Raw genomic sequence first — 25,976 nt, forward strand, 5'->3', positions numbered from 1 at the left:
TTCCTGGAAACGGAGTTGGGCAAAAAATCGGCAAACAGCGACGGTACGCTGCGCTACATTGTAGCGACAAAGACGCGCGTCAAGGCCAGGGAGCTTGCTACAATCGCGTGGCGATGGCCCGGTTGCAGGCCGGTTGAAACTGAAAGGTAATAACGTGAAGCAAACGGACTTGTCAGACACGCCACCCCCGGCCTTTCTCGCCGGCGGCGGCGAAATGGGCGCCCTGATGCGCAGCCACGACTGGGCGGCCCATCCGCTGGGCGTGCCCGCGCAATGGCCGTCCTTGCTGAAATCGACCTTGCGCCTGCTGCTGACCAGCAATCACCCGATGTTCATCTGGTGGGGCGACGAGCTGCACCAGTTCTACAACGACGCCTACCGCCGCACCATGGGAGCGGAGCATCATCCGGCGGACCTGGGCCAGCGCGGCCGGGAATGCTGGGCCGAAGCCTGGCCTGTCATCGGCCCGCAGATCGATGACGTGATGGCCGGGCGCGGCGCCAGCTGGCACGAAAATGCACTGGTGCCGATGAGCCGCCATGGCAACCGCGAAGACGTGTACTGGACCTATGGCTGCAGCCCGATCGAGGACGAAGAACGCGTGCACGGCGTGCTGGCCTTGTGCACCGACGTCACCGGCGAAGTGCGCCTGCGCGAAAAACTCAAGCAGTCATACGTGACGGTGATCGACTCGATGGACGAAGGCCTGGCCGTGATCCAGATCATCGTCGACGATGCTGGCCTGCCCGTCGACTACCGCTTCCTGGAGGTCAATCCTGCGTTTGAACGGCAGACCGGGCTGGTGGGCGCCATCGGCCGCACCGCGCGCGAACTGGTGCCCGGCCTGGAAGAGCGCTGGTTCCAGATCTACGGCAAGGTGGCGCTGACGGGAGAATCGGTCCGCTTCATGGAGGGCTCGGAGCCGATGAACCGCTGGTTCGATGTCTACGCCATCCGCGTCGGCCCGGCCGAAGAAAAAAAAGTGGCGCTGATGTTTCGCGACGTATCCGAGCGCACCCGCACCGAACAGGCGCTGCGCGACGCGGACCGGCGCAAGGATGAATTCCTGGCCATGCTGGCCCATGAGCTGCGCAATCCGCTGGCGCCCATTTCGGCGGCGGCCAATCTGCTGCAACTGGCCAGCACCGACCCGGCCCGGGTCAAGCAGGCCAGCGCCGTGATCGGGCGCCAGGTGCGCCATATCAGCGGCCTGATCGACGACCTGCTCGATGTCTCGCGCGTCACGCGCGGCATGATCCCTTTGGTGAAAGTGCGCACCGACGTCAAGCGCGTGGTGGCGGATGCGATCGAACAGCTGCGCCCGCTGATCGAAAACCGTGGCCACCGCCTGAGGGTAGAGACCCGGGCGGCTTCGGCGCTGGTACTGGGCGACCCGAAACGCCTGGTGCAGGTGGTGGCCAACCTGCTCAACAACGCGGCCAAGTACACGCCGCATGGCGGCGATATCGCCCTCGAACTCGATGTCGAGGACGACCAGGTGATCCTTTCCGTGACCGACAACGGCATCGGCATGACGGCCAGGGTGCTGGAACACGCGTTTGAGCTGTTCGTCCAGGCCGAACGCGAAACCGACCGCGCTCAAGGCGGCCTGGGCATTGGCCTGGCGCTGGTGAAAAGCCTGGTCGGGCTGCATGGCGGCGAAGTCTTCGCCAGCAGCGACGGCCTGGGCCTGGGCAGCCGTTTTACGATCTGCCTGCCGCATTTGCCGGAACAGGAAGAGCGCTCGCCCGTGCATGCCGAGGCCAGCCGGGAGCGCGGTGCCGGCTGGCGCGCGCTGCGGGTGATGGTGGTCGACGATAACGTCGATGCGGCCGAGATGCTGGCCATGCTGTTGGAAACCACGGGTCACCAGGTCGCCATCGAACACCACGCGCTGCAGGTGGTCAACCGCGCGCAAGCGTGCGTGCCCGATGTGTTCCTGCTCGATATCGGCCTGCCCGACCTCGACGGTTATGCGCTGGCGCGCCAGATCCGCGCGGCGCCGGAACTGGCTGGCGCGGTGCTGATCGCCATCACCGGCTATGGCGACGAGCAGGCCAGGCAGGAGGCCAGCGCGGCCGGCTTCGACCATCATTTTGTCAAGCCGATCGAGACGGCCAGGCTGCTGGCGCTGCTCGACACCCTGGCCCTGGCTTGACGCCTATTTGTAGCGGTACAGCGGCTGGCGCAGCTGGATCGGCCGGATATCGAGCCGCAGTTTCAATACCGAATACGCTTCCGCCTCGGTCGAGCTGTAGCCGACGCTGTTGACGGTCTTGCTGAACCGAAATTCGAAACCGAGGTCCGGGTACGGGTCGCGCGGATTGCCGAAGGCGATGCCGATCGCTTCCTGCTGGGCGTTGTCGATCAGGTTGCCCATCAGGTCCAGCACGGCGTTATTGCCGAGGATATCGTTGGTAAACACCGGTTCGCGCATGTCGGGCTGGTTCGGATCGAGCTTGTTGTCGGCTTTATCAGGCGATGGGGTAAACACCTTGGTGATCAGGTTGAACTTGTCGCCCCGGTCCAGGTAGCTGATGGCCGCGTTGCTGATATTGAAGTTCTTCACGCCCCGGTCGCTGATGGCGCCCGACAGGTCGATCAACAGCGCGCCGCTGTAGCCGATCACTTCCACGTCGCGCTTGGCGTCGACGATCATGGCGCTGTTTTCATCGATGCCCAGACCGATGTGATAGCCTTTTTTCAGCATCACGGGAATCATGCGGGCAAAGCGGCCGCGCACCAGCAAGTGCTGGTCGACGAACACGTCGCTGCCGATAAAGCCCAGGCCAGGCGCGATCTCGCGGCCATCGGTGACGCCCATTTTCAGCATGTCGAGCACCGGGCGCGCGTCATAGAACATGGTGGTGCTCATGATGGCGGCGCCGGCGCTGGAACCGGCAATCACGCCGCCGTTGCGGTACACCGACCAGATCGCTTCGAGCGCCGCCGTGCGGCTGCCGTCCGGGCGCAGCAGCGCCTGGGTGATGCGGCCCTGGTCGCCGCCGGCGAAATAAATACCGCTGGCCGACTTGATCTGGGTGACGATGGCCGGGTCTTCGGCCGCCTTGCGGTAGTCGCTATTGGCCAGTTTTACGCCCAGCGGCACGAAGAAGGCGTCGGCGCCATACTGATTGAGCTTGGCGATGATGCTGGCGCCCGATTTTTCAGGGTTGATCGAGGCCGACGCCATCACGGCAATGCGCGCGCCCTTGCCGCCGGCCAGGGCGACGATGCGCTGCCACACTTCCGCATTGTCGGCCCGCAGGCCGCCGCCGATAATGACCAGGGTGCCCTGCGGCGCATTGGCCGGGACGGCGGGCGTGGCGGGCGCGGCAAACACGGCCTGCATGCCCGTGATCAGCAGCGCCACCGTCAGCACAAAGGCTGTGCACAATTTTTGAAGCGGGATTGTGGTTGATTTCATGATGCCTTTCAAATGCGATGAAAACGGCGCGCGCAAGACGCGCGCCGCACACTACGACTGCTGTTACTTGAAGCTGTAGTTTGCGCTGGCATAAAACCGCCGGCCGCGCGGGTCCGTATAACTGGGATCATACCCGGACAGGAAGTAATACGCCTGATTCGAATACGGCGGGCTGGTATTGAACATATTTTGGATGCCGGCGCGCAGCTTGAACGCTTTGCTGAAGGCATACGCACCCGACATGTCCCACATCGTGTAGGCCTTCACCCGGTTCGGCTGGACCACGCTGCCGTCATCGGTATTGATGGCCGAGTTCTGATCCTTGTAACCGGACGAATAGGTGTTCGACAGGCTGGCCGAATACGGCCCCAGATCCCAGTCCACGGTGATTGTATGGCGCCAGCGCTGCACCACGCCGTCGGTAACAAACGCATTGAGGTTGCTGACATAGGCGTCGCCGGGGCTGGTCTGGATTTTCGAGGCCAGCACATAGGTGCCGCTCAGGTGGCCGCCGAAACGCCCCCACGCCGTTTTTACGCCATGCAGATCGGCCGTCAGGTCGAGGCCCGAGGCTTTTTGCGCGCCGCGATTTTCCTTGCGCAGGTCGATATAGTCGATCTCGTTATCGGCATTGCGGTGCACCAGGTCGCCGTATTTGGCCAGGTTGCCCAGGATAATGTCGTCACCGATTTCGCTGATCAGATTGCTGCGCTCGATATTCCAGTAATCCGCACTGAAGGTCCAGTGCTTGCCCGGTTCGAGCACCAGGCCGGCCGAGAACTGGCGGCTGCGCTCAGGTTTCAGTTTGTCGTTGCTGTAGCGGCGCGTATCCCAGTTATTGGCGCAGCTGGAATAATCATTGTTTTCCGCAGCGCACAGCACCGGGTCGGGCAAGGTCGCCGTCTGGCTGTAGACGGTAGGACGGTGCAGGTCCGACATCGATGGCGCACGGAAGCCCTTGCCGGCCGAGGCGCGCACCAGCAGCTGCTTGTTCGGCATATAGGTGACGCCCAGCTTGGGACTCAAGGCCCCGCCCACCTGCTGGTAATGGTCGTAGCGGCCGGACAATTGCGCCTGCCACTGTTTGGTAAACGGCAGCAGCAGCTCGCTGTAGATCGCTTGCACATTGCGGCTGTCGCTGGTGAAACGGCCGCCTTCGGGGGCCGCATCATCGGTGATATTTCCACTCAACAACAATGCGGACGGCCGGAATTCGGTGCGCTCGCGCCGTACTTCGCCGCCCACGGCCAGCGCCAGGTCGCCGCCGCCCATCGCGCTCAAGGCGCGCGAGACCTTGAAGTCGAGCGAGTCCATGGTGCCGCGCGCGTGGCGCACTTCGTCGTTGACCTGGATTTTGTCGAGCAGCGCCTTGCCCGCCGCGCTCGACTCGCCAAAAGGATTGATGATGCCGTCAGTAATACCCTGTTGCAGCTGGTCGGCCAGCAGGTAGCCATGGGTGTCGCGGTCCTTGACCACGTTGACGCTGTGGTTAAGCCCGATGTCGTAGTCCCACTTTCCCACGGTACCGGTGGCGCCCACTACATAGCGCTGGCTCTCGCTGGTCAGTTCGCTGGTGCGACGACCCGCTTCGTCCAGGCGGATGCGCAAGGCGAGCGGGCCGGTCAGCCCGGCGGCGGCCAGTTGCGGCACCATGCCCGCGTCAATGTCGCCATCCGGGCGCGACGTCGATCCGACGTAATAGCTGCGTGAACGGCTCAGTGCCGCTTCCGCATACAGCTGATGGTCGCTGTTGAGCTTGAAGACCCCGCGCGTGAGCAGGTTCTGCTTGTCCGTCTTCGGATACAGCTCGGTGTCGCCCATGTAGTTGTAGGTACAGGCATCGACCCCGCCGGTGCCGGCCGGCAGGTAGACATTGGCCGGGCCGCTGCATGTCGGAATCGACAGGTTGATCAGGCGATTGGTGATCGGCTTGCCATTGAGCAGGAATCCTTTTTCCTGGAGAAAGTCGCGCTGGTCGCCGCTCAGGCGGATATTGGCAGGACTGGTATAGCTCGACAGCAGATGGCCGAGGCGCTCGGGCACGTGCAGGTTCGAGATGAACTTGCGCTGCGAGGTGCTGAGGCGATCGGTCTGTTGCAAATCCACCACGGCAAAAACGTTGTAGCCATCCGTTTCCAGGTTGCCGGTGCCGGCCGTGATGCTGGCCGTGCGCTTGCCGGCGCCGCCTTCGTCGGTGCGGCTGCCGTACACGTTCAGGTCCAGGCCCTGGTAATCCTTGCGCGTGATGAAGTTGATCACGCCGCCGATGGCGTCGGTGCCGTACAGGGCCGAGGCGCCGTCGAGCAGCACTTCCACCCGCTGCAGCGCGGCGGCCGGGATATTGTTCAGGTCCACGCCCGTGTCGTCGCCGGGCGAGGCAAAGTTGGCCATGCGCCGGCCATTGAGCAGCACCAGCGTCGACGAGGTGCCCACGCCGCGCAGGTTGGCGCTGTTGAAGCCGCGCTGGTCGCCGCCCACGTTGATGCTGGCGCCGTCCGTCAGGCCGCCGACGTTGGCCGACACGCGCGCCATCAGTTCGGCCGCCGTCGTCACGCCCGCCTTGTCGATGTCGGCGCGCGTGATCACCTGCACCGGCAACGCCGTTTCCGACTCGAGCCGCTTGATGGCCGAACCGGTGATTTCCACGCGGCGCAAGGCCGGGTCGATCTCGCCGTTGGCCGTTTGCGCCAGCGCGTCAGTGCCCGGCACGCCCAGCGCCGCCGTCATGCCCAGCACCCCCAGCGCCAGGCGTATCGTGCGCGCCAGCGCCGCTTCGCGCGGCAAACTTCCCCCGCCTTGATGTTTTGCTTGCTGTTCTGCCTGCATTTGTCACTCCCGATGGTTTACCCTGAATTTTTATATGGCCTGCTTTTTTTGCACCGCCCTGCCCTGATGCTGCCTGAGCGCGGATTTTCTTGGCCCCTGCGCGCCATGCTCGCCGCCATACAGATAGGCGGCGATCACCTCGCTCAGGCGCGCGGCCTTTTCAACATTGCCCTTGTTCGACACCATCAGCGCCACCGCCAGCGCCTCGATCATGGCCAGCGCCGTGCTGGCGCTGCTGGGCAGCACCGGATGCATGCTCTGCGCAAACAAGGCATGGTCGGCCAGTTCGGCCAGTGGCGAAGCGGGCGAATCGGTCAGCGCGACGATGTGCGCACCGCGGTCGCGCGCAAAGCTGGCCAGGCCGATGCAGTCGAGTGTGTAGCGCGGGAACGAGATCACCACCAGCACATCGTGCGCCGTCAGGTTGACCAGGTGGCCGGCCGCCACTTCCGAGCCGCCGATGCCCACCACTTCCACCACATGCGGGCAGAACGGCTGCAAATACTGCACCAGCATGCCGGCCAGGTTGGCCGACAGGCCAAAGCCCATCACATACACGACCCTGGCGTGCGTCAGGCGCCGCACCACCGCCTGCATCTGCTCCAGCGACAGGGCAGCGCCGGTGGCGGCGATATTGGCGGCCGCGTATTCCAGGCTTTGCGTGACAGGCGAGGTGGCGCGCGCGCGATGGAGGATGGTGTGGCGCAGCTTGTCCACCGGCTGCAACAGCGACTGCAGGGTTTCGGCCATGGCGCCGCGCATGGCCGAATAATTCTTCTGGCCGATATCGCGCGCAAAGCGGCTGATGGTGGCGGTCGACACCTGGCAGCTGTCGGCCAGTTCCTCGATGCCGAGCGCCGTGACGCGCATCTGGTTGCGCAGCAAATAGTCGGCGATCAGGCGGTGCGACGCCGAACCGGTGGCCAGCACGCGCATCAGGGTCTGGCCCAGCGCGGACTGCGCAAACGCGGCGTCGGGCGCGTGGACGCCGGCGACGGAGGCAGGACTGGCGGATGGCTTCATGTGCTGGCGGCCTGTGATAGTGCGTGCGAAGGACATGCGGCGCCTGTCGAAACTGGTCCGAAAAGCGGCTGCTGCAAGCCACTGTACTCATATCAAAAACAAAACTCAATCAATATCTGTAAAAGGATTTTCATTTATTTACTTAGTGAAAATAATGCTACATAATCGACCAAAAACCCGTCCACCATGCCCCGTTTTGGAGCGCCTCATCATGCAAGTTCGCCAGCACACCCTCTCCACGCCGCACGCCAGCGTTGCCTACCAATTGAGCAGCTTTCATTTTGGCGACGCGGCGGCGGGCAGCCTCAGCGGCAAGAAAGTCTATATCCAGGCCGCCCTGCATGCCGACGAAGTACCGGGCATGCTGGTGGCGCAATTTTTGCGCCGCGAACTGCTGGCGCTGGAAGCGGCCGGCAAGATCCTCGGCGAAATCATCCTGGTGCCGGCGGCCAATCCGATCGGCCTGTCGCAGGCCATCCACGGCGCGCCGTTCGGCCGCTTCGATCTGTCGACCGGCATCAACTTCAACCGTGCCTACCGCCATGTGGCCGATGAACTGAAAACCACGCTCGATGGGCAGCTGGGGCCGGACACGGGCGCCAACGTGGCGCTGATACGCCAGCAGGCGCTGGCCGCAGTGGCCAATTGGGCGCCGCGCACGGACGCCGAGACCCTGAAAAAAACCCTGCTCGGCATGGCGATCGACGCCGACATCGTGCTCGACCTGCATTGCGACAACGAAGCGGCCCTGCACCTGTACACCGGCACGCCGCTGGCGGCGCAGCTCGCGCCCCTCACCGCCCTGCTCGGTGCGCGCGCCGTGCTGCTGGAGCTGGCCGCCGGCGAAGAACCGTTCGACGAAGCGTGCAGCCGCTTGTGGTGGGATCTTGACACCCATTTCCAGGGCCGCTACCCGATCCCCGCCGCCTGCCTGTCGGTGACGGTGGAGCTGCGCGGCGAAGTGGAAGTCAATTATGCGCTGGCCGAACGCGACGCCGGCGCCATCTTGCGCTTCCTGGCCATCGAAGGCGTGCTCGACATGCCCGGCGCGGCCGATGACCTGCCGGCACCGCAATGCGTACCCACGCCCCTGGCCGGCGTGGAACCGATCCTGGCGCCCCATGCTGGCGTGCTGGTGTATTTGCGTGAAATGGGCGATATGCTGGCGGCCGGCGACGCGGTGGCCGACGTGATCGACCCCGTCAGCGGCGCCACCACCACCCTGCGCTGCAGCGTGGCCGGCGTATTCTTTGCCCGCAGCGCGCACCGCCATGTGCTGCGCGGCATGAACGTCGGCAAGGTGGCCGGCGCCGTCGCCTACCGGGGCGGCAGCCTGCTGAGCCAATAAGAGACCCCACCCATGAAAAAATCGTTCAAGCTGCCCAATACCTTCGTGCTGCTGTGCGCCATCCTGGCCATGATCGCGCTGGCCACCTGGCTGGTCCCGGGCGGCAAATTCGACACCCAGCTGGTCAACGGCAAGCAGCTGATCATTCCCGGCACGTTTCACTATGTGGACAACAAGCCGCAAGGCCTGGCCGCGCTGATGATGTCACCGATCAAGGGCTTTGTCGACGCCAGCCTGATCATCGGTTTTGTCCTGATCGTCGGCGGCGCCTTTGCCGTGCTGCAGAAAACCGAAGCGTTCGATTCGCTCATCAAGGCCATTGCCAAGGCCCACACCAGCTCGCGCTTCGTGCGCGCAGCCATCATCCCCGTCTTCTTCACCATGTTTTCCCTCGGCGGCGCCACCTTCGGCATGAACGAGGAAGCGATTCCCTTCATCCTGATCTTCGTGCCGCTGGCGCTGGCGCTGGGCTACGACACGATTACCGGGGTCTCCATTCCGTTTCTCGGCTCGCAGGTGGGCTTTTCTGCCGCCTTTTTAAATCCCTTCAATGTCGGCATCGCCCAGGGCATCGCCGGCGTGCCGATCTTTTCCGGCATCGGCTATCGATTGATCGTCTGGAGCATCGCCACGGCGGTCAGCATCGTGTTTTTGATGTGGTACGCGGCGCGCATCAAGCGCCATCCCGAGAAAAGCCCCACCTGGCAGCTCGACATCGAAAAGCGCAGCGAGCACACGATGGATCTCGACAGCTTCGCCGGCATGACGGGCACCCACCGCGCCGTGCTGTGGATCTTCCTCGGCACCTTGCTCACCATGGTGGTCGGCGTGGTCAAGTACGACTGGTTCATCGACGAAATCGCCGCCCTGTTTTTAGTCATGGCCATCGTGGTAGGCCTGGTGGGCCGGCTTGATGCCGACAGCCTGGTGGCCGCGTTTGTGCAGGGCGCGCGCGACATGGTCGGCGTGGCGCTGGTGATCGCGCTGGCCCGCGCCACCATGATCCTGGCGCGCGACGCGCAGATCATCGACACCATGCTGCATGCATTGACGCCGCTGGTGGCGTCGTCCAGCCCCGTGTTCGCCGCGCAGAAGATGTTCTTCATGCAGACCGTGATCAACTTCTTCATCCACTCCGGCAGCGGCCAGGCGGCGCTCACCATGCCCATCATGGCGCCGCTGGCCGACCTGGTGGGCGTGACGCGCCAGACGGCCATCCTGGCGTTTCAATTTGGCGAATTCACCACGCCGATGATCCCCACCTCCGGCATTACGGTCGGCGTGCTGGCGCTGGCGCGCGTGCCCTGGATTACCTGGGCCAAGTGGATGATCCCGCTGCAGCTGATTTACCTGGCGCTGGCCTTGCTGCTGCTGATACCGCCCTGTTTGATGCATTGGCAATGAACAGGGCCATGGCAATACAACGCAGCCTGCGATCACTGTCCCGCCTCAGCGGCTGCGCGTATGCAGCACGCGCAGCCGCTCGGCATAGCGCACAAGGTCGGGCAAGGAGCGCGCGCCCATCTTGTCCATCAGCTTGCGTTTGTGCATTTTGACCATGATTTCGCTGATGCCCAGTTCGTCGGCGATCTGCTTGATCATCAGGCCGCCGATCACCAGTTGCATCGTCTCGAGCTCGCGTGGTGTCAGCGCCTGGTGGCGGAGGTGCAACTCATGCAGTTCCTGGCGCTGCTGGTGCCTGGCGTGGGCCACCAGCAAGGCGTCGTGCACTGCGCGCAGCAGTTCGTCCGGCGCCACCGGCTTTGTGAGAAACTCCAGCGCGCCCGCTTTCATCGCCTGCACGGTGAGCGCGATGGAGCCGTGACCGGTGACAAAAATCACCGGCAGTTCGATACCGGTGCGCTCCAGCTCTGCGGCAACGTCGAAGCCGCCCGCATCGGGCATGCGCAGGTCGAGCAACAGGCAGGACGGCACGTCGGGCAGGGGCTGCTGGAAAAATGCCGCAGCCGACGCATAAGCAAGGACATCGTAACCTGCCGAGTCGAGCAGGTTGACAAAGGCGCGGCGCACCGCTGCATCGTCGTCGACCACAAATACCATGGGCTTCGGGGCTTGGTTATTCAATCTTTCTCCGCCAATCTGAACACGACGCTGCAACCGTGCGGGTGGCGCACTTCGGCCGTGATGCTGCCGGCATGGGCTTCGATGATGGAGCGGCAAATGGCCAGGCCCATGCCCATGCCCTCATGCTTGGTAGTGTAATACGGATCGAACATCCGCGCGGCGCTGGCCGGCTCAAGGCCGACGCCGGTATCGTCGATATGCACCAGCATTTGCCGCTCCTGCGAGCAGGTGGCAATGGCCAGTACCCGCGAGCGCCCCGCCACCCCGGCCATGGCGTCGAGGGCATTGACCACCAGATTGAGCAGCACCTGCTGCAGCTGCACCGCATCGCCTTCGACCCAGCCGCAGCGCGCATTGAGCGCCAGCTCCAGCTTGACCTCGTTGCGCTCGAGTTCAGCGCGTGAAATCAGCACGATATGGCGGATCGTCGCATGCAGGTCGACCGGCGCCGATTCCTGTATGCCCTTGCGCGTGAGCGCGCGCAGGCCACGGATGATCTGCCCGGCACGCTGGCTCTGCTCGGCAATCTCCTGCAAACCGCTGCGCACGCGGTCCAGATGCGGCGGATCGCGGTCCAGCCAGCGCAGGCTTGCGCCGGCGTTCGAGGCGATCGACATCAGCGGCTGATTGATTTCGTGCGCAATCGATGAAGTCAGCTGGCCCACCGTGGTCAACCGCGAGACCCGGGCCAGCTCGACCTGCGCCTGGCGCAACGAGTCTTCCGAGACACGCCGGGCCGTGATGTCGACCGTGGTGCCGACAAACACCGATCCGCCGGTACCGGCCATCGGTTCACCGACGCAGCTCAGATGGCGGATCTTGCCGTCCGGGTCGATGATCCGGTAGTCCATGGTATAGGCTTTGCGCTGCGCGATGGCGTGTTCCAGCACGTGAGTGACGCGCGGCTGGTCGTCGGGATGCAGCGCTTCGACAAAGATCGACAGCGGCATCGTCGGTTGCGGGTCAGACAGGCCAAAAATACGGCACAGCTCAGGCGTGCCATTGATGGTCGCTTCCGACAGATCCCAGGTCCAGCTGCCGCTACGGTTGATTCTTTCGCCTTGCAGCATCATCGCACGGCGCTCGCGCAGCGTCTTTTCCACCTCGCGGCGGTGCTGGTTCTCCTGCAGCAGTTCGGCGTACAAGGCGGCCGTTTCCAGCGACACCGCCGCCTGCGCGGCCAACAGCAGCAGCACGCGCGCCTGTTCGCCGGTAAATGCGGCGCTGGCAGACCTGTTTTCCAGGTACAGCATGCCAACCAGCCGGGCCTGCTTGAGCATCGGAATGCAGATCGCGCTGCACTGCGAGTAATGCTGCAGATAGGCGTCGCCGCGGAAAGGCGCCGGACGCGGCTCGGCGCCCACGCTGACCGGCTTGAGCGTGCGCATTGCCGTATGCAGCATCGTCAGGGGCAGGTCCTGCGCATGCGGCGCCGATTGTGCCAGCGTCACGTCGACGCCGCGCCCGGTCAGCAGCGCGTGCGCCTCGATCAGCGGCGTTTCGCCCTGCATGCGGATCAGCAGCCCGCGCTGCGCGCTGGCGTGCTCCAGCGCGATGCCCATCAGCGACCGGGCCAGCGCATCGGTCTCGATTTCTTGTGACAGCGCAATCGACGCGCGCACGATGCTGTCGACATCGCGCAACTCGGCGCTCTCGATCAGCGAGACGGTTTGCTGGTCGCCGCCGCCCATGGCGGCGCCGGGCATCGCCTGGCTGTAGCGCACCTCCAGCTGACGGACGCGCCGCAGCGCACCCCAGCGGCGATAAGCATCAATGGCGCCGCGCAGATGCGCCTGCTCGGCGGTGGCAAGAGCGCCACGGCGGCACAGGCGGGCCGCCAGCTCGTGCGCGAATGCGGTGTAGTGATGAAAGCCCTGCGCCTGGGCATGCAGGGCGGCCTGCTCGTACAGCGCCAGCGCGCCGAACGCGTCGCCGGCACGCTCGCGCATCGCCGCCATCGCCAACGCATGCTTGTCGGCAAACGTCGCCGGATTGGCCTGCGCCCATTTGGCCAGCAGCGCCACATGGCCCTGTAACTGCTCGGTACAAGCAGCAGGGTCGGCATCGGGTGCCGGAGCGGCGCACAGCGCAAGCACGCTGAACAGATGGAATTCCATCTGATGCACATGCGCGGGCGCGGACCAGGCAAGTGCAGCCGCCTGCTGCAGGCAGGCGCGGGCCAGTACCAGGTCGCCATCGAGGAAAGCGGGGCCGGCCTGGTACACCAGGTGCCAGAAGCGCAGCGGGGCCATGCTGTTGGCAACGATGCCCTGCACCAGTGGTTCGTCGTCCAGGCCACGCAGATGATTCACGTACCACTGCTGCACTTGCAAAATCTTGTCCATATCGCGAAATTCGATGGTCGCCACGAAGGCGCGCGCGCTGGCAATTTCGGCGGCAACCGCTTCGAGTGCGTCGCCGCGGGTGATAAGCATGCAGATGCGGTGGCACTGCTCCAGGCTGGCCATCGGCAGGTCGCCCACCACCAGCGCGGCGTCGTATCCGGCCCGTGCATACTGCAGCGCGGACGACAGCGGCTGGGTCCACACACTGATCTGGTCCAGCGCCAGCAGCACCGGTGCGGCGCAGGCACGCAAGCCATGCCGCTCGACCAGGCTGCGTGCGGTATCGGCATACTCGAAGCCCTCGGCATAAGCGCCGTGCCGTTCGCCGCTCATCACGCCGAACCAGGCCAGCGCCGTGGTGGTCGCGCCGCAGATACCGTAATCGAGACTGACCTGCAGCGTATGGCACAGATGCAGGAACAGCAGCGATGGCGACGAAAAGCTGGCCGGCAGCAGCATGCCCGACAGCAGCGACATCGCCACCGTCATGTCGGGATCGTCCAGCGGCGGCAGCGCGTGCAAGGTGGTGCGCCAGTCGCCCTGCAAGCGTACACGCAAGGCCGCGTACGCGCGCTCGCATTCGGCATCATCGGGATGCTCGGGCATGTCGATACCGAAAGCGCGCAAGCCTTCCAGCGTATGCTGCAGCGCCTGCGCATAATCACCGCGCCGCAGTGCGACCTCGGACGCCAGGCGCAGGACCTCGCCCTGTATGCGCCGCTCCTGTGGCCCGCGGCGCAATGCCGGCAGCATGGCCTGTGCGGTATCGAGATTACCGCCCAGACAGTGGCAATGGGCGCGTTCCAGTTGAGCCTCAAAACGCAGGCACGCCGCCCACGGCGCCTCGGCGGCGCATGCCAGGCCATGCGCGAAGTCGAGATACGACAGTGCGGAATCGTAGGCACAGGCGCGCCGCGCCCTGCGCCCGGCCAGCAACGCTGCCTCGGCGATACGCTGCTGCTGCGCAGCAGGCAAAAGCTGCGGCGCTTTCTGCAGGTGCTCCATGGCGCTGAACAGCAAATCGTCACGCTCCCCGGCAAGCCCGTTGGCCACCATCAGCAGGCCCAGGCGCACATGCAGGGCATCGCGGGTAGCGCTGTCGAGTTCGGCGTAGGCGGCTTCCTGCAGGCGGTCGTGGCTGAACACAGGGCCGCCAGGCGACTCGATCAACACACCGGCGGTCGTGGCAACAGCCAGGTGCCGCTGCATGTCGGCCTCATCGACCTCATGCAGCGCTTGCAGCAAGCCGGCACTGCCCAGGCGTCCTAGGCAAGCGAGCCCCTGCAGCACGCGCCGCGTCGATTCAGGCAGGCGTGCCAGACGCGTCAGGGTCAGTTCGGCAACGTTATCGGTAAAGTGCAAGGCGGCGATTTTCTCCAGCTGGAAGTACCAGGTGCCGCTGGCCGCTGCACGCAGCACCAGCCGCTCATCGACGACAGTTTGCAGGAACTGCTGCACGAAATAGGGATTGCCGGCGGTCTTGCGATATACCAGCTGCGCCAGTTCCGCCACGTGGGCAGGGACGGTGGAGAGCGTCTCGGCCAGCATGGCCTCCAGGGCCGCTGGCGCCAGTGCCGACAGCACGATCTCGCCAGCGCGTGGATGCAGCCGCAGTGGCCCTGCTGCGGCCGGCAATGCCGCGCCATCCTGCCCCGAACGGCTGGTGACCAGCAACATGATGGGCAAGGCGTCGAGCTGCGATACCAGCTCGGCCAGCAGTGCCGCCGTGGCCGCATCGAGCCACTGCACATCGTCGATCACCAGCAACAGCGGACGCTCGCGCACCGCAAATATTTGCAACAACCGCAACACCGTCATCATCTGCCGGTTGGCCGATTCCGGTCCCGAAATGTCGGGCAGTTCACGCGGAGCCGGTTCGCCCGCGAGCAGCGCCAGTTCCGGCATCAGCCCGAGCGCAAGATCGCGCAGCATGGCAGCATCGCCATCGAAGGCGTGGCGCACCCGTGCGCGCCAGAATTCCACCTCGCTGGCGCTCTGCCCCAGGATGCACATTACCAGGCCACGCAACGCTTCGGACAATGCCACGTAAGGCGCTGCGCCGCCGAACTGGTCGACCTTTGCGCTTGCCACTGAAGCGGCGCAGACGGCAGGGTGGCGCAGGAATTGCGCCACCAGCGCCGTCTTGCCCACGCCGGACGGGCCATGCACCAGCAGCATGGCGGACTTGCCGTCGCCAGCCACCGTCCGGTAAGCACCGAGCAACGCTTCCATGGCGTCATCGCGCCCGAAGAGCTTGCTGGAAAAACGCAAGGCAGGAGCATCTTCCAGTCCCGGTGCAAATTCGTCGATGCGCCCGTACCGCCGCCACGCCTGCAGGCAATGCTCCAAATCGGCTTCCAGCGCAGCAGCGCTTTGATAGCGCTGGCCCGGATCCTTGGCCAGCAGCTTCAGTACCAGGGCCGACAGCATCGGCGGTACGGTGGGGCTGTGGCGATGCGGCGGCAACGGCTCCGATGCCAGATGCGCATGGATCCATTCGCCGCTGTTGGCCCGGTGGGCCGCTGCGAACGGCAACTGGCCGGCCAGCAGTTCGTACAGCGTCACGCCCAGCGAATACAGGTCGCTGCGACGATCGCTGGGCCAAGGGCTGCGGCCGGTCTGCTCCGGTGACATGTAGGCCGGCGTACCGTGTACGGTACCAGCTGCACCGGCAGCAGTGGTGCGCACGCCGCTGCGCACGCCGCTGCTCAGCACGCTGGCAATGCCAAAACCGCGCAAGCGGCAATGGCCGGCATCATCGACCAGGACGTTGGCCGGTTTGATATTCTGGTGCAGGATGCCGGCGCCGTGCATCGCACGAACGGCGGCGCACAGCGACAGTGCGACTGCCAGGAATGCCTCGATATGGCCGACTGCGGGGATGCAGTTCGACAGCGGCGTATCGCCGAGATCCGGATACAGCAGTGCCATCGCGCCGTTATGCCAGGCGATGCCATGCGGCCGCCGCGCCCAGGCGACATCGAGTTGCGCGCGCAAGGCATATTCGTTGTTGAGGTAGTGGACCGCATCGGCAGCCTGGGGCTGCGACGCCGCCGTGGTGATCAGAATGGCGTGCCCGGTGGCGCAGTGCCTGGCACGCATGGTGGCGAGCACGCCGTCCTGCGAAAGCTGCTCGCATGCATAGGCGGCCAGGCCGCCATCGGCCAATACCATCTCGTCCCGGTTCGGCATGGCAGGGTTCATGGTTGCGCGCGACCGGCCAGCGCACCTTCGATCAGCATCAGCAAGCGGTCCACGTCGACCGGTTTGTGCAGCAAGGCGACTGCACCCGCCTTGACGGCCAGTTGCTCCATTGCCTGGTCGGCATGGCCGCTGATGAACACCAGCGGCAGGTCCAGCGCCATGACGTTGAGCCGCTGCTGCAGTTCGAAGCCGCTCATGCCGCCCAGCTTGACATCGACCACGGCGAAATCGACGTCACCGAGTTTGGCGTACGACAGGCATGCCTCACCAGAGTCAAAACACAGCGGCACATAATCTGCCGAGGTCAGCAAGTTGTCCAGCGCCTGGCGAACGGCCGCGTCGTCATCGACAACGCAAATCAGTGCAAGCGGGGCAGTAGGTGTGGATCTCAACACATTGGTTCCTGATGTCATGTAAAACGTCGCCGCCGTCACGTCCCGGCAAAAATATCGTCCGGACATCATGATACCTTCCCGCCGCAGTGCCCTGGCAGTATCTGTTTGTATAGGGGGAGGCACTCGCAAGGGTATATTTTTGTATAGCTAGACCGCGATCGGGCAACTGGCGACAATGTCCCCATGCATACTACCCGCCACCCCGCTCCATCGAACGATGTCCGCCTGTTTGCGGCATCGATGATCCATGAACTGAGCCAGCCGCTGGCGGCAGTCACCCTCAACGCCGAATCGGCGCTGCGCGGCTTTCAACGGTCGCTGCCGCACGACCATATTACAGCCGCGCTTGACTCGGTACTGGCGGCGGTGGCCGAGGCCAGCGCCATGTTGCACAGCATGCACAGGCTGGCGTCAGGAGCGCGTCCGGATCGACTGGCATGCTGCCTGGATGCCATGATTCGCACGACCTTGCACAGCCACCGCGCGCAACTGCGCAGCTTGCGCATCAGGGTCGATACCGATTTGACGGCGCCGCAATGCTACGGCGATCCGGTGCAACTGCAGCAGGTGCTGCAGAACCTGGTGGCAAATGCGATCGATGCGATGCGTGCGGTCGAAGACCGGCCACGCATCCTCGGCATCCGCGCAGTGTGCGACGAGCGCGGCACGGTGCTCGTGACGGTCAGTGACAGCGGTTGCGGCATTGCCCCCGCCCTGTTGCAGAATCTGTTTGACCCGCTGGTCACCAGCAAGCCGCACGGCATGGGCATGGGGCTGGCCATTTGCCGCTCCATCGTCGAGCTGCACGGCGGCGAAATCCGCGTCGATTCCAACCCCGCGCACGGCAGCACGTTCACATTCAGCTTGCCGATGACTGAACACCAGCCTTCAGCATTTTTGCCCGCCCCAAAAGCCAGTGATGCACGGGTTAAACGCGAAATGTCGTGGCCAGCCTGACCTGGCGGCATTTCCGCCAACTGCTTACCACATGATCACGCGCTGCTCGGGCGGCAGATACATGGCGTCGCCCGGCTTGATGCCGAAGGCCTCGTAGAAACCAGGCTGGTTCATCACGGTGCCCTTGGCGCGGAATTCGCCGGGCGAATGCGGATCGCTCTTGATCTGCGCGATCGCCGCTTCGGGGCGCAGCTTGGCGCGCCATTTCTGCGCAAAGCCGATATATAAACGCTGCTCGCCGGTCAGGCCGTCGATCACCGGCGAGAGCTTGCCGCCGAGCGAGCGGCGATAGGCGTTATAGGTCAGCGACAGGCCGGAATTGTCGCCGATATTCTCCCCCAGGGTCAGTTCGCCATTGATGTAGTAGCCGGGCACCGGGCTGTAGGCGCCATACTGCTTGACCAGGCCTGCGGCGCGCGCCTTGAAGGCGGCGCGATCATCTGCCGTCCACCAGTTGCGCAGGCGGCCGTGGGCGTCGTACTGGCTGCCCGAGTCGTCGAAAGCGTGGCTGATTTCATGGCCGAAGGTGATGCCCAGCAGGCCGTAGTTGACGGCGTCTTCGGCCTTCACGTTAAAGAATGGCGGCTGCAGGATGGCGGCCGGAATGGTGATGGCGTTCAATGCCGGGCTGTAGCTGGCGTTGACGGTTTGCGGCGTCATCGACCACTCGTCACGGTCGACCGGCTTGCCCAGTTTATCGAGATTGTTCTGGCGGCCCCAGGCACGTGCGGCGCGCACGTTGGCGATCAGGTCATCCGGCTGCGTTTTCATGCTGCTGTAGTCGCGCCATTGGTCAGGGTAGGCGATCTTTGGCTTGAGGCCCGCCAGCTTGAGCTGCGCTTCCTTTTTGGTCTCGGGGCTCATCCAGTCCAGATGCTCGATGCCTTCCCTGAACGAGGCGACGAAGTTGTCGAACATGGCCATCACGCGCGGCCGGGTCTCGGGCGGCAAGTACATTGCCACATAGCGCTTGCCGACGGCGTCGCTGATGGCGTTGTCGGTAAAGCGCAGCGCCAGTTGCCACTGCGGTTCGCTTTGTGGCACGCCGCGCAGCACCGTGCCTTCGAAGGCGAAGCGCTCCTTGACGCTGGCGCTGTCGAGGTAGGACGCATAGCTTTCGATGATGCGCCAGTTCAGATAGCTCTTCCACGATTGCAGCGGCATCTCGGCCACGGCGGCGGAAAAGCCGCCGAGGAAGCCGGGCTGGCGCACCACCGCCATCGATGCTTTCGGCGCCAGGCCGGCGGCGGCAAAGTAGCTATTCCAGTCGAAGGCCGGCGCCAGTTCGCCGAATTTGTCGAAGTCGACACGGTTATATGACTTGACCGGATCGCGCATCTGCACGCGCGTCCACTGCGCCGCGGCCAGGCGCGTTTCGATCTCGAGCACCTGGGCGGCATGGGCGGCGGCGTCCTTGTCGCCGCCCATGGCCAGCATGGTGGCGACATGCTGCAGGTATTTGGCGCGCACGGCGGCCAGCCTGGCGTCGTCGTCCTTCAGGTAGTAGTCGCGGTCGGGCAGGCCCAGGCCGGACTGGCTGATGTTGACGGTGTAGTGCTCCGGGTCCTGCGCATCGGGTGCGACGCCGGCCGAAAACGGCGTGGCGATGCCGTTGCGCTGCAAAAAGGCGAACAGCGCCGGCAAGTCCTGCTTGTCCTTCACGGCCGCCACGCGCGCCAGTTCGAGGCGCAGCGGCTTGAAGCCGGCAGCGTCGCGCGCCTTGTCGTTCATGAAGCTGGTGTACAGGTCGGCGATCTTGCGCGTCTCGCTGCCGGCCTTGCCGGGATGCTTCAGCGTGGCGTCGATCAGGCCGCGCAACTGGCCCTGGGCGATTTCGCGCAATTCGATATACGTGCCCCAGACCGATTTGTCGGCCGGGATGTCGGTGTTGCGGGTCCAGATGCCGTTGACGTAGCCGTAGAAGTCATCCTGCGGGCGCACCGCCTTGTCGAGGGTGTTCATGTCGATGCCCGAGACGGGAGCGGCGGCATGGGGGGCTTGCTGGGCTTGCAGCGAGGGGGTGGCAAGAGCGAACAGGGCGCAGCAGGCGGCGCTGATAAGCGAACGATGCACGAAGATTCCTTTGGTGGTGAGTGAGACTTCCTGTTGGAGAGCATGCTGGGTGCAGACATGCAAGCGCAGGATTATACGCACAGACCGGTACTGCATTGCAGCAAGGCCAAAGGTTCGATAACTGCTTTTTGCGCCGGTGATGCGCGCGGGGGAACTGCCTGGAACTGTTGTCAGCAAGGCTGGAAAGAACCGGGGGCGCCGCCCGTCCTGACTGCCTGTAATGGGGTACTGCGGTGTGCCGCCTTGCGCATGGTGCGGCTGCGCTTACAGGGCGGCTTTTTCTTCGGCGCTCAAACGCCTGGCGCTCACATACACGGTGTGCATGACGGTGGCATCGCTGCTGGCAACCACGCTTGCCGGCGCGGCGCGGAACTTCGGTACCGAGGCGGTGGCGATGCCGGTGGCGGCGGCGATGGCGACGATGGCAACGAAGATGGCTTCCATGTTTTTGGCGATGTTCATGATGGTGTCCTTTGGGTAGCGGGTTGTGTGCTGCGATGATGGAACTTTAGTCTGGTCGCACCACACGCGCCACCGGATTGCGACCAACTGCGCAAAACGCGGGACAGAATACACGCTGGACGGATGGAACTAGTGCGCCCACTGCGGCAAATATTCTTGAACCACTTCTTCGACGGCCTTTGCTTGCAAGGCATCGCGCCGGCGCTTGAGTGGATCGCGCTCAGGCAAGGCACTCATCCATTGCTTGAAGCGGGCAAAAGCCGCAGGATCGAGCGTATTCATTCTAGCCATATCGCCATTGGTGGCGACGATAACGGCCGAGAATGGAGGCGAGTCCAGCAATTCCTGGGCACGTGGTGCTTGAGCTACCCAAAAATCCTCGTCGTCATTGCTCAAACGGATAGGATGCGGGTCGCCAATCGCCTGCTCACGGCGAATAATATCGACCTCGAAACCTTCCTTGTTCACAGCCGTATATTTTTGAGAATTTCGGATGCGAAACGTCGGATCTACTTTCTGAAGCACACCTAGCATGGACATGTCGACCTTGCTCAAGGCAGTGGCAAATGCGACCCTTTTTCTGACATCCCAAAGCAAGTCTATGTCGCGCGTCGCCACCGCATCGTTTTCAAAAATAATGCCCGCCGCCGATTCGTAAGCGTAGAGTGCGTGGGTACCGACCACGCGGAAATGCACACCCAAATTGGTGACTGCCAGTCGATTCAGAATATCCACGATGATAGGTGCCACCCGTCCAACACGCAGCGCACGATTCATTCTCTTATGCTTGGCTAACGACGCCTTGAGCCCATCTCGACGCAGCTCGCCTGACTCTTTTCTCTGACGAAAACTGTCATAGATCGCTTCTGTTTCAGGCGACCGGCGTCCCAGACTCTTTTCACTGCCGGCAGCACTGGTACGCACCAGATAGACATCATCAGGATCGGCGATTGGTCCCTTGTGCCAATACATACCGCCACGTACTTTGGCGGCCTCCGCCAACGCCTCTTCATAGGCTTCAAAAGTGGCAACCGCGTCAATGTACTGCCGGGTGGCATCGGCTGGCAGTTCTAACATCGCAGGCTCCTCGGTATATTTCCATTATCTCTTACTTTATACCGAAAGATTTTTAAAATCAATAACTTGAGCCATAAAAAAATGGCGGGAATGGGCCAGTCGTTCAGTTGCAGCCACGCGTGCAGCTGCGATACGGCACCTCGCACGCCTGCAAGCGCTCCGCGCGGCGGGCACGGAACGCGTCGGCTTCGGTCGGCCGCAGCAGTTGCGACTGCGGCCGCACTTCCGTGGCGGCGGTGGCATAAGGATTGGTACTCTGCTTCATCTCCAGCAACGGCCTGGTATCTTCTTCGGTAGCGCCGCGCGCGCGGCAATCCTGGCGCGTGGCGACGCAATCGGCCTTGCACAGGCCGGCGTCAACAAGCGGCCTGGCGGCGGCCGGTTTGTCCTGGGCGAAGGAACTGGTGGCGCAGCATGCCAGCAGCATGAACAGACAAAATGATCGCATGATGAACTTTCTGGAGGAAGCCGCAGGCAGCCACATGGCGGCACGTCAGCCTCTGAACTTTATAACTTGGCATCCATTTCAGGCAAGGTTTTTTTTGCCGTTCCCTGCGGCACTACGTACTTCAGCGCGTATAAAGATCGGGCACATATTTCTCCATCAGCGACTCCGGCCGTAGCGGCGCCGTGAAGCCGTGGCGCGCATACAGGCCATGCGCCGTGCTGGTGGCCAGCATGAAGCGGCGCAGTCCCTGCAGGTCGGGATGCGCCATGACGGCGTCCATCAGCTGCTTGCTGTAGCCCCTGCCCCGGTATTGTTCCAGCACATACACGTCGACCAGGTAGGCGAAGGTGGCGTAATCGCTGACGACGCGGGCAAACGCCACCTGGCGGCCGTCGGCAAAACCGCCAAAGCACAGGGAATGGTCGATCGCGCGCTGGACGGTGGCCAGCGCAATGCCGGTGGCCCAGGTCGATTGCGTGCCGAGAAAATGGTGGATGGCCGGAACGTCGAGTTCCGTCTTGTCGGTGGTGATCATGAAGGATGACATAACGCTGGTCCGGCGGTCGTTGAAAACACGATCATCGGCCATTTTGGCGCTGCTGTCACCAGGGCTGGAAAGAACCGGGGGCGCCGCCCGTCCTGACTGCCTGTGATGGGGTATGTCCTTGTACTGCCGATGCTGTTGCGGGTACGACATTTTGCATGGTGCGGCTGCGCTTACAGTGCGGCTTTTTCTTCGGCGCTCAAACGCCTGGCGCTCACATACACGGTGTGCATGACGGTGGCATCGCTGCTGGCAACCACGCTTGCCGGCGCGGCGCGCAACGTCGGTACCGAGGCGGTGGCGATGCTGGTAGCGGCGGCGATGGCGATGATGGCAACGAAGATGGCTTCCATGTTTTTGGCGATGTTCATGATGATGTCCTTTGGGTAGTGGTTGGTGTGCTGCGATGATTGAACTTTAGGCGCATCGCCGTGCCAGCACCACCGGATTGCGACCAACTGCGCAAAACACGGGACAGAATACAAAAATCTGCGATGAAACGCGGTATCGGCTCAGAGGGTTGGCAGGGCTGTGGCTGGGCGCTGGCGGAAATGCGCCAGCGCGGTGAGGATATATCTACAGCGCGGCTTTTTCTGCGGCGCTCAGGCGCTTGGCGCTGACATAGACCACGTGGGTGGTGACGGCGTCGGCGCTGGTGACAACTGGCGCTTGCGGCACCGAAGCGGTGGCCATGCTGGCAGCGGCGGCAATGGCGATGATGGCGATGGCGACGGCTTCGATGTGTTTGGCGATAATCATGGTCAAGTCCCTGGGATCGGTGGTTGTGTGCTGCGATGATGGAACTGTAGACGCCTCCCCCTCCCTGTACCAGCGGCTTGCGACCAGGCGCGCAAATCGCGGGGCAGAATACAAACCGCGCCGACAAAACGCAGAAAAGGCGGACAAACCGCCTGCGCGCCGCATTTTGATGCGCGCCAGCCCCATTTCCGGCCCTGTCAGCGCCGTCTGCCATCCTAAAAGCCCTGATGCGGGCCAACCTTGTTTATAATCGCCGTACACTAAAGGACTTCTTTCATGACTGATCAATTCTCCAAAAAGGGCGAAGCCTGGTCGGCCCGGTTTTCCGAACCGGTCTCTGACCTCGTCAAGCGCTATACCGCCTCCGTATTTTTCGACAAGCGCCTGGCGCTGTTCGATATCGAAGGTTCGCTGGCCCATGCGGAAATGCTGCATGCGCAAGCCATCATCAGCCCGGCCGATTACGCCGAGATCGTCCGCGGCATGGCGCAGATCTCGCAGGAAATCGCCGCCGGCCAGTTCGAATGGCTGCTGGACCTGGAAGACGTCCACCTCAATATTGAAAAACGCCTGACCGAACTGGTAGGCGACGCCGGCAAGCGATTGCACACGGGCCGTTCGCGCAACGACCAGGTGGCGACCGATATCCGCCTTTACGTGCGCTCGGCCATCGACGACATCACCGCCCTGCTGGCGACCCTGCGCGGCGCCCTGACGGACCTGGCCGAACAGCACGCCGGCACCATCATGCCGGGCTTTACCCACATGCAGGTGGCCCAGCCGATCACCTTCGGCCACCATATGCTGGCCTACGTCGAGATGTTCGGCCGCGACGCCGAGCGCATGGCCGACACGCGCAAGCGCGTCAACCGTTTGCCGCTGGGCGCGGCCGCGCTGGCCGGCACCACCTTCCCGATCGACCGCCTGCGCGTGGCGAAAACCCTCGGTTTTGACGATGTGTGCCACAACTCGCTCGACGCCGTCTCGGACCGCGATTTCGCCATCGAGTTCTGCGCCGCCTCGGCCGTCCTGATGATGCACGTGTCGCGCATGGCCGAAGAACTGGTGATCTGGATGAGCCCGCGCATCGGCTTTATCGACATCGCCGACCGTTTCTGCACCGGCTCGTCGATCATGCCGCAAAAGAAAAACCCGGACGTGCCGGAACTGGCGCGCGGCAAGACCGGCCGCGTCTACGGCCACCTGATCGGCCTGTTGACCCTGATGAAAGGCCAGCCGCTGGCCTACAACAAGGACAACCAGGAAGACAAGGAGCCGCTGTTCGACACGGTCGACACCGTCATCGACACTCTGCGCATCTTCGCCGACATGGCTGGCGGCATCACGGTGAAACCGGAAGCGATGCGCGCGGCGGCCCTGCAAGGGTATGCCACCGCGACCGACCTGGCCGACTACCTGGTCAAGAAGGGCCTGCCGTTCCGCGACGCCCATGAAGCGGTGGCGCTGGCCGTGCGCGCCTGCGTCGACGCCGGCTGCGACCTGGCCGACCTGTCGCTCGAGCAGTTGCAGGCGTTTTCGCCACTGACGGGCGAAGACGTGTTCGACGTGCTGACGCTGGAAGGCTCGGTGGCCGCGCGCGACCATGTGGGCGGCACCGCGCCACGCCAGGTACGTGTAGCGATCGCGCGCGTGCGCGCGCAGCTGGAAAAATAAGCTCGCCCTGCGCCGCCCCTTCCACTGGGGCGGCTGCTATCATGCCTGCCTTCTGAATCATCTTTGGGGAGCAGGCATGGGTAGCGTCATGAACGCCGGCGGCATCGGCATCGGCGGAAAATCAATCGAAGCAGTACTGTCCACACTGTCGGACATGACGGCCGGCATGGCCGCCATCGGCAAGGACGAACACGCGCAGCGCATCGCCACGGCGCAGTCCTTCATGCGCGAGCACGGCATCGCCGCCATCTACCTGAACGCGGGCGCCAACCTCACCTATTTCACGGGCACCAGATGGTATGCCAGCGAACGCATGGTCGGCGCCATCCTGCCCGCCAGCGGCAGCCTGGAATATATCGCCCCGGCATTCGAAGAAAGCACCTTGCAGGGCTTTATGCAGATCGAGGGCAAGGTCAACTGCTGGGAAGAGCATGAAAGCCCGTACCAGCTGTTTGTCGATGTGCTGGCGCGCATGGGGATAGTCCAGGATGCGGCCAAGCCACCGCGCGTGGGCATCTGCGAAAGTGCCGCCTTCTTTATCCATGACGGCATCAGGCCGCTGGCCGCCGGCTATGCGCTGGACAACGCGCGCGCCGTCACGGCCTGGTGCCGCAGCCGCAAGTCGCCGGCCGAAATCGCCCTGATGCAGCGCGTGATGGACATGACCCTGGCCGTGCACGTGGCTACCGCCAGCATGCTCCACGAGGGCATCACGACGGTGGAAGTGGAAGAATTCATTCAACGGGCGCACCGCAAGGTGGGCGCGCCGCGTTCGTATTTCTGCATCGTGCTGTTCGGCGAAGCGACCGCCTATCCGCATGGCGTGAACTATGTGCAGACCTTGAAGGCAGGCGACACGGTGCTGATCGACACGGGCTGCCAGGTGATGAACTATATCTCCGACATCACGCGCACCTATGTGTTCGGCGCCATCAGCGAACGCCAGCGCAGCGTGTGGAACAGCGAAAAGAAAGCCCAGGCGGCGGCGTTTGCGGCGGCCCGGCTGGGCGTGCCCTGCGGCGACGTCGACCGCGCCGCGCGCATATCGCTGGAAGAAGATGGCTTTGGCCCCGGCTACAAGCTGCCAGGATTACCGCACCGCACCGGCCACGGCATCGGCCTCGATATCCACGAATGGCCTTACCTGGTCGGCAACGACACCACGCCGCTGGACGTGGGCATGTGCTTTTCGAACGAGCCGATGATCTGCATACCAGGTGAATTTGGTATCCGCCATGAGGATCATTTCTACATGACGGAGCAAGGACCGAAGTGGTTTACCGAGCCGGCACACAGCGTCGATAACCCCTTCGGCCTGGGCTTGTAAAA

The 25,976-nt window shown here is 63.7% G+C and carries 19 protein-coding genes; 6 read left to right on the forward strand and 13 right to left on the reverse strand.

The features are described from left to right. Positions 1-169 precede the first annotated feature (169 nt). Positions 170-2,158, forward strand: coding sequence for an ATP-binding protein (locus CD932_RS07145; protein WP_141213198.1), 1,989 nt, complete (start codon positions 170-172; stop codon positions 2,156-2,158). Between the two features lie 3 nt (positions 2,159-2,161). On the opposite strand, the gene CD932_RS07150 is transcribed toward CD932_RS07145, so the two are convergent. The 3 genes from CD932_RS07150 to CD932_RS07160 all read right to left on the reverse strand — a co-directional run bounded on the left by CD932_RS07150 (position 2,162) and on the right by CD932_RS07160 (position 7,276). Continuing rightward, positions 2,162-3,427 carry a cyanophycinase gene (locus tag CD932_RS07150; protein ID WP_094442029.1) on the reverse strand — a complete coding sequence of 422 codons (1,266 nt, stop codon included), beginning with the start codon at positions 3,425-3,427 and terminating at the stop codon, positions 2,162-2,164. Between the two features lie 63 nt (positions 3,428-3,490). After that, positions 3,491-6,253: a TonB-dependent receptor gene (locus CD932_RS07155; protein ID WP_094442030.1), complete on the reverse strand. Its 2,763-nt coding sequence runs from the start codon at positions 6,251-6,253 to the stop codon at positions 3,491-3,493. A 30-nt stretch (positions 6,254-6,283) separates the two neighbouring features. Next, positions 6,284-7,276: a MurR/RpiR family transcriptional regulator gene (locus CD932_RS07160; RefSeq protein WP_094443508.1), complete on the reverse strand. Its 993-nt coding sequence runs from the start codon at positions 7,274-7,276 to the stop codon at positions 6,284-6,286. Between the two features lie 211 nt (positions 7,277-7,487). Between CD932_RS07160 and CD932_RS07165 the strand changes: the two genes are divergently transcribed. Next, a complete protein-coding gene (locus tag CD932_RS07165) occupies positions 7,488-8,624 on the forward strand; it encodes a succinylglutamate desuccinylase/aspartoacylase family protein (protein ID WP_094443509.1) in 1,137 nt (378 codons plus the stop codon). 12 nt (positions 8,625-8,636) lie between these two features. Further along, positions 8,637-10,028, forward strand: coding sequence for a YfcC family protein (locus CD932_RS07170; RefSeq protein ID WP_094442031.1), 1,392 nt, complete (start codon positions 8,637-8,639; stop codon positions 10,026-10,028). 45 nt (positions 10,029-10,073) lie between these two features. Here CD932_RS07170 and CD932_RS07175 read toward each other — a convergent pair whose 3' ends face one another. From CD932_RS07175 to CD932_RS07185, 3 genes are read right to left on the reverse strand one after another with little or no spacing between them, the layout of a single operon-like run. Beyond that, positions 10,074-10,709 (reverse strand): response regulator transcription factor, encoded by a 636-nt coding sequence (locus tag CD932_RS07175; protein ID WP_254926495.1) that lies wholly within the window; start codon positions 10,707-10,709, stop codon positions 10,074-10,076. Then, the gene (locus CD932_RS07180; RefSeq protein WP_094442033.1) at positions 10,706-16,258 is read right to left on the reverse strand and encodes an ATP-binding sensor histidine kinase; all 5,553 of its coding nucleotides are present in this window, start codon (positions 16,256-16,258) and stop codon (positions 10,706-10,708) included. Before CD932_RS07180 ends, CD932_RS07175 begins: the two co-directional genes overlap by 4 nt. Continuing rightward, on the reverse strand, positions 16,255-16,653 hold the full coding sequence (locus tag CD932_RS07185) for a response regulator transcription factor (RefSeq protein ID WP_176460907.1): 399 nt from the start codon (positions 16,651-16,653) through the stop codon (positions 16,255-16,257). The genes CD932_RS07180 and CD932_RS07185 overlap by 4 nt, the downstream gene beginning before the upstream one ends. A 183-nt stretch (positions 16,654-16,836) precedes the next feature. On the opposite strand from CD932_RS07185, the gene CD932_RS07190 reads away from it, so the two are divergent. Next, positions 16,837-17,610 (forward strand): sensor histidine kinase, encoded by a 774-nt coding sequence (locus CD932_RS07190; RefSeq protein ID WP_094442035.1) that lies wholly within the window; start codon positions 16,837-16,839, stop codon positions 17,608-17,610. Between the two features lie 24 nt (positions 17,611-17,634). Here the strand turns inward: CD932_RS07190 and CD932_RS07195 are convergent, their stop codons facing one another. The 7 genes from CD932_RS07195 to CD932_RS07225 all read right to left on the reverse strand — a co-directional run bounded on the left by CD932_RS07195 (position 17,635) and on the right by CD932_RS07225 (position 22,973). After that, positions 17,635-19,683: a M13 family metallopeptidase gene (locus tag CD932_RS07195; RefSeq protein ID WP_094442036.1), complete on the reverse strand. Its 2,049-nt coding sequence runs from the start codon at positions 19,681-19,683 to the stop codon at positions 17,635-17,637. A 264-nt stretch (positions 19,684-19,947) separates the two neighbouring features. Further along, positions 19,948-20,145, reverse strand: coding sequence for a hypothetical protein (locus CD932_RS07200; RefSeq protein ID WP_094442037.1), 198 nt, complete (start codon positions 20,143-20,145; stop codon positions 19,948-19,950). Positions 20,146-20,274: 129 nt separating this feature from the next. Beyond that, positions 20,275-21,222 (reverse strand): GSU2403 family nucleotidyltransferase fold protein, encoded by a 948-nt coding sequence (locus CD932_RS07205; RefSeq protein ID WP_141213199.1) that lies wholly within the window; start codon positions 21,220-21,222, stop codon positions 20,275-20,277. A gap of 103 nt (positions 21,223-21,325) precedes the next feature. Next, complete coding sequence (locus CD932_RS07210) at positions 21,326-21,670, reverse strand: hypothetical protein (protein WP_141213200.1); 345 nt, start codon at positions 21,668-21,670, stop codon at positions 21,326-21,328. A gap of 121 nt (positions 21,671-21,791) precedes the next feature. Then, positions 21,792-22,217, reverse strand: coding sequence for a GNAT family N-acetyltransferase (locus CD932_RS07215; RefSeq protein ID WP_094443510.1), 426 nt, complete (start codon positions 22,215-22,217; stop codon positions 21,792-21,794). Between the two features lie 170 nt (positions 22,218-22,387). Next, entirely contained in the window at positions 22,388-22,585 is a 198-nt protein-coding gene (locus CD932_RS07220; RefSeq protein ID WP_094442039.1) for a hypothetical protein, read from the reverse strand. 205 nt (positions 22,586-22,790) lie between these two features. Next, on the reverse strand, positions 22,791-22,973 hold the full coding sequence (locus tag CD932_RS07225) for a hypothetical protein (RefSeq protein ID WP_094442040.1): 183 nt from the start codon (positions 22,971-22,973) through the stop codon (positions 22,791-22,793). A 276-nt stretch (positions 22,974-23,249) separates the two neighbouring features. Between CD932_RS07225 and argH the strand changes: the two genes are divergently transcribed. Beyond that, on the forward strand, positions 23,250-24,647 hold the full coding sequence (gene argH / locus CD932_RS07230; protein ID WP_094442041.1) for an argininosuccinate lyase: 1,398 nt from the start codon (positions 23,250-23,252) through the stop codon (positions 24,645-24,647). Between the two features lie 76 nt (positions 24,648-24,723). Then, positions 24,724-25,974: a Xaa-Pro peptidase family protein gene (locus CD932_RS07235; protein WP_303396091.1), complete on the forward strand. Its 1,251-nt coding sequence runs from the start codon at positions 24,724-24,726 to the stop codon at positions 25,972-25,974. The last annotated feature ends 2 nt before the right edge of the window (positions 25,975-25,976 follow it).

Source organism: Janthinobacterium sp. PC23-8 (assembly GCF_002250505.1).
GTDB lineage: Bacteria > Pseudomonadota > Gammaproteobacteria > Burkholderiales > Burkholderiaceae_D > Janthinobacterium.